The sequence below is a fragment of the Caballeronia sp. dw_19 genome, assembly GCF_018449515.1.
Lineage (GTDB): Bacteria > Pseudomonadota > Gammaproteobacteria > Burkholderiales > Burkholderiaceae > Caballeronia.
In genome coordinates this window covers 1-5,408 of record NZ_JAAVUQ010000087.1, presented here as the reverse complement: position 1 = coordinate 5,408, position 5,408 = coordinate 1, and the positions used below count along the sequence as shown (strand labels likewise).

Below are 5,408 nucleotides of genomic sequence, written 5' to 3'. Positions count from 1 at the left end.
TTTAGCTGCACAGGTTACGAGCGGCGGATGAGGAGCCTGACGATTACCTACTTTCACACGGGAATCCGCACTATCATTGGCGTGGAGTCGTTTCACGGTCCTGTTCGGGATGGGAAGGGGTGGTACCGACTCGCTATGGTCATCAGGCATAAAGGGGTGTTGTGGTGGGGGTTAAGGCCATCACAACCAATCTGGGGAAGAAGTAGTCGAGTGCATGTGTTGAGCACGCCTCGTTATTACTGGTGTTGCTTGGGTTGTGTTTAGTACTGGCACAACACTGATCTCAACCTTGCGCGTTCGTCTGGCACTGGGCCATAGGAGACACACTTGTTATAGGATCAAGCCTTACGGGCAATTAGTATCAGTTAGCTTAATGCATTACTGCACTTCCACACCTGACCTATCAACGTCCTGGTCTAGAACGACCCTTCAAGGAGCTTAAAGCTCCAGGGATATCTCATCTCAAGGCGAGTTTCCCGCTTAGATGCTTTCAGCGGTTATCTCTTCCGAACATAGCTACCCGGCGATGCCACTGGCGTGACAACCGGTACACCAGAGGTTCGTCCACTCCGGTCCTCTCGTACTAGGAGCAGCCCCCTTCAAATATCCAACGCCCACGGCAGATAGGGACCAAACTGTCTCACGACGTTTTAAACCCAGCTCACGTACCTCTTTAAATGGCGAACAGCCATACCCTTGGGACCGGCTACAGCCCCAGGATGAGATGAGCCGACATCGAGGTGCCAAACACCGCCGTCGATATGAACTCTTGGGCGGTATCAGCCTGTTATCCCCAGAGTACCTTTTATCCGTTGAGCGATGGCCCTTCCATACAGAACCACCGGATCACTATGACCTGCTTTCGCACCTGCTCGACTTGTCGGTCTCGCAGTTAAGCACGCTTATGCCATTGCACTATCAGCACGATTTCCGACCGTACCTAGCGTACCTTCGTACTCCTCCGTTACACTTTGGGAGGAGACCGCCCCAGTCAAACTGCCTACCATGCACTGTCCCCGATCCGGATCACGGACCAAGGTTAGAACCTCAAACAAACCAGGGTGGTATTTCAAGGACGGCTCCACCGAAACTAGCGTTCCGGTTTCATAGCCTCCCACCTATCCTACACAGATCGGTTCAAAGTCCAATGCAAAGCTACAGTAAAGGTTCATGGGGTCTTTCCGTCTAGCCGCGGGGAGATTGCATCATCACAAACACTTCAACTTCGCTGAGTCTCGGGAGGAGACAGTGTGGCCATCGTTACGCCATTCGTGCAGGTCGGAACTTACCCGACAAGGAATTTCGCTACCTTAGGACCGTTATAGTTACGGCCGCCGTTTACCGGGACTTCAATCAAGAGCTTGCACCCCATCATTTAATCTTCCGGCACCGGGCAGGCGTCACACCCTATACGTCCACTTTCGTGTTTGCAGAGTGCTGTGTTTTTATTAAACAGTCGCAGCCACCAGTTTATTGCAACCCCTTCACCCTCCTGGCGCAGGCCAGTCAAGCTACAGGGGCGTACCTTATCCCGAAGTTACGGTACCAATTTGCCGAGTTCCTTCTCCCGAGTTCTCTCAAGCGCCTTAGAATACTCATCTCGCCCACCTGTGTCGGTTTGCGGTACGGTCTTGTTAAACTGAAGCTTAGAGGCTTTTCTTGGAACCACTTCCGATTGCTTCGCCACCTAAGCGGCTCGCCTCACACCCTTGAATTCCGCGCCCGGATTTGCCTAAGCGCCTTCTCCAATGCAAGGACCGGGACTTCCAACACCCGGACAACCTTCCGCGATCCGTCCCCCCATCGCATTTAACAATGGTGCAGGAATATTAACCTGCTTCCCATCAGCTACGCATTTCTGCCTCGCCTTAGGGGCCGACTCACCCTACGCCGATGAACGTTGCGTAGGAAACCTTGGGCTTACGGCGAGGGGGCTTTTCACCCCCTTTATCGCTACTCATGTCAGCATTCGCACTTCCGATACCTCCAGCACACTTTTCAATGCACCTTCACAGGCTTACGGAACGCTCTCCTACCATGCGGGATAAATCCCGCATCCGCAGCTTCGGTATATTGCTTAGCCCCGTTACATCTTCCGCGCAGGACGACTCGATCAGTGAGCTATTACGCTTTCTTTAAAAGATGGCTGCTTCTAAGCCAACTTCCTGACTGTTTTAGCCTTCCCACTTCGTTTCCCACTTAGCAATATTTGGGGACCTTAGCTGGCGGTCTGGGTTGTTTCCCTCTTGACACCGGACGTTAGCACCCGATGTCTGTCTCCCGTGATTGCACTCTTCGGTATTCGGAGTTTGCTATGGCGTAGTAATCCGCAATGGACCCCACAACCATGACAGTGCTCTACCCCCGAAGGTGATACACGAGGCACTACCTAAATAGTTTTCGGAGAGAACCAGCTATTTCCAAGTTTGTTTAGCCTTTCACCCCTATCCACAGCTCATCCCCTAATTTTTCAACATTAGTGGGTTCGGTCCTCCAGTACGTGTTACCGCACCTTCAACCTGGCCATGGATAGATCACTTGGTTTCGGGTCTACGCCCAGCAACTGAACGCCCTATTCGGACTCGCTTTCGCTACGGCTGCCTTAATCAGTTAACCTTGCTACTGAACGTAAGTCGCTGACCCATTATACAAAAGGTACGCCGTCACCCCTTTCAAGGCTCCGACTGTTTGTATGCATGCGGTTTCAGGATCTATTTCACTCCCCTCCCGGGGTTCTTTTCGCCTTTCCCTCACGGTACTGGTTCACTATCGGTCGATCACGAGTATTTAGCCTTGGAGGATGGTCCCCCCATCTTCAGACAGGATTTCACGTGTCCCGCCCTACTTGTCGTACACCTAGTTCCACACATCCGCTTTCGCCTACAGGACTATCACCTGCTATGGTCACACTTTCCAGAGTGTTCGGCTAACGGTCGTGCTAAAGAGTACAGGCTGATCCCATTTCGCTCGCCACTACTTTGGGAATCTCGGTTGATTTCTTTTCCTGCGGTTACTTAGATGTTTCAGTTCACCGCGTTCGCTTCTCATAGCCTATGGATTCAGCTATGGATACTCCATTCGGAGTGGGTTTCCCCATTCGGACATCGACGGATCAAAGCTCGTTTGCCAGCTCCCCGTCGCTTTTCGCAGGCTACCGCGTCCTTCATCGCCTGTGATCGCCAAGGCATCCACCACATGCACTTGTTCGCTTGACCCTATAACGAGTGTGTCTCTCCAAACACTACCCAGGTTGCCCCGGACCGTGTTTTTCTTCACCCCGCTATAGGTTGAGTATTCGTGTTGCGCCGTATTCCAAAGCAATCTTTCGATCACCTTTTCATACATTGATACAATCACAACCCTGATTCACCTACTCACACACCCATCTCTAAGTGTACTTTCGTGAATCTCTTTACTACTTCTTCCAGATTGTTAAAGAACGACAGCACGACTCTAAGCGCTATGCTTAAAATCGCTTACTGACTGGCTCAATCGCCAATGCATAATCACTCTCTTTATAAAGAATGCTATGCGTTGGTGATTGGTGGAGGATGACGGGATCGAACCGACGACCCCCTGCTTGCAAAGCAGGTGCTCTCCCAGCTGAGCTAATCCCCCAAGTACCTTGATGCTTGAGGGTCTGCATTTACAAACGTAAATGGTGGGTCTGGTTGGATTCGAACCAACGACCCCCGCCTTATCAAGACGGTGCTCTAACCAACTGAGCTACAGACCCTTAGCCTGTCTTCTTACAGCCGATAAGCGTGAGCGCTTTAGCACTTCACTTTGAAACGTTGAGCTCGAGAAAGGAGGTGATCCAGCCGCACCTTCCGATACGGCTACCTTGTTACGACTTCACCCCAGTCATGAATCCTACCGTGGTGACCGTCCTCCTTGCGGTTAGACTAGCCACTTCTGGTAAAACCCACTCCCATGGTGTGACGGGCGGTGTGTACAAGACCCGGGAACGTATTCACCGCGGCATGCTGATCCGCGATTACTAGCGATTCCAGCTTCACGTAGTCGAGTTGCAGACTACGATCCGGACTACGATCGGTTTTCTGGGATTAGCTCCCCCTCACGGGTTGGCAGCCCTCTGTTCCGACCATTGTATGACGTGTGAAGCCCTACCCATAAGGGCCATGAGGACTTGACGTCATCCCCACCTTCCTCCGGTTTGTCACCGGCAGTCTCCTTAGAGTGCTCTTGCGTAGCAACTAAGGACAAGGGTTGCGCTCGTTGCGGGACTTAACCCAACATCTCACGACACGAGCTGACGACAGCCATGCAGCACCTGTGTATCGGTTCTCTTTCGAGCACCCCCACCTTTCAGCAGGGTTCCGACCATGTCAAGGGTAGGTAAGGTTTTTCGCGTTGCATCGAATTAATCCACATCATCCACCGCTTGTGCGGGTCCCCGTCAATTCCTTTGAGTTTTAATCTTGCGACCGTACTCCCCAGGCGGTCAACTTCACGCGTTAGCTACGTTACTAAGTCAATGAAGACCCAACAACTAGTTGACATCGTTTAGGGCGTGGACTACCAGGGTATCTAATCCTGTTTGCTCCCCACGCTTTCGTGCATGAGCGTCAGTATTGGCCCAGGGGGCTGCCTTCGCCATCGGTATTCCTCCACATCTCTACGCATTTCACTGCTACACGTGGAATTCTACCCCCCTCTGCCATACTCTAGCTCGCCAGTCACAAATGCAGTTCCCAGGTTAAGCCCGGGGATTTCACATCTGTCTTAACGAACCGCCTGCGCACGCTTTACGCCCAGTAATTCCGATTAACGCTCGCACCCTACGTATTACCGCGGCTGCTGGCACGTAGTTAGCCGGTGCTTATTCTTCCGGTACCGTCATCCTCCCGCCGTATTAGGGCAGAAGTTTTCTTTCCGGACAAAAGTGCTTTACAACCCGAAGGCCTTCTTCACACACGCGGCATTGCTGGATCAGGGTTTCCCCCATTGTCCAAAATTCCCCACTGCTGCCTCCCGTAGGAGTCTGGGCCGTGTCTCAGTCCCAGTGTGGCTGGTCGTCCTCTCAGACCAGCTACAGATCGTCGCCTTGGTAGGCCTTTACCCCACCAACTAGCTAATCTGCCATCGGCCGCCCCTATAGCGCGAGGTCTTTCGATCCCCCGCTTTCTTCCGTAGATCGTATGCGGTATTAATCCGGCTTTCGCCGGGCTATCCCCCACTACAGGACACGTTCCGATGTATTACTCACCCGTTCGCCACTCGCCACCAGGATTACTCCCGTGCTGCCGTTCGACTTGCATGTGTAAGGCATGCCGCCAGCGTTCAATCTGAGCCAGGATCAAACTCTTCAGTTCAATGCCTGTTACTGTTTTCTATTCTTGCGAATAGGTCGCTCACTCAACGTACTGACAAGTTCCTCCCATCTT

Annotated in this window: 2 tRNA genes and 3 rRNA genes; all 5 read right to left on the bottom strand. The window is 52.4% G+C overall.

The annotated features are described in order from the left end of the window. Window positions 1–34: 34 nt before the first annotated feature. Window positions 35–147, bottom strand: a 5S ribosomal RNA gene (rrf, locus tag HB376_RS40445). A gap of 187 nt (window positions 148–334) precedes the next feature. Beyond that, a 23S ribosomal RNA gene (locus tag HB376_RS40440) occupies window positions 335–3,215 on the bottom strand. 327 nt (window positions 3,216–3,542) lie between these two features. Then, window positions 3,543–3,618, bottom strand: a tRNA-Ala gene (locus tag HB376_RS40435). 41 nt (window positions 3,619–3,659) lie between these two features. Next, window positions 3,660–3,736 (bottom strand) — tRNA-Ile (locus HB376_RS40430). A gap of 69 nt (window positions 3,737–3,805) precedes the next feature. Further along, a 16S ribosomal RNA gene (locus HB376_RS40425) occupies window positions 3,806–5,336 on the bottom strand. Together the 16S, 23S and 5S rRNA genes with 2 tRNA genes alongside form the textbook arrangement of a ribosomal RNA operon. Between the last annotated feature and the right edge of the window lie 72 nt (window positions 5,337–5,408).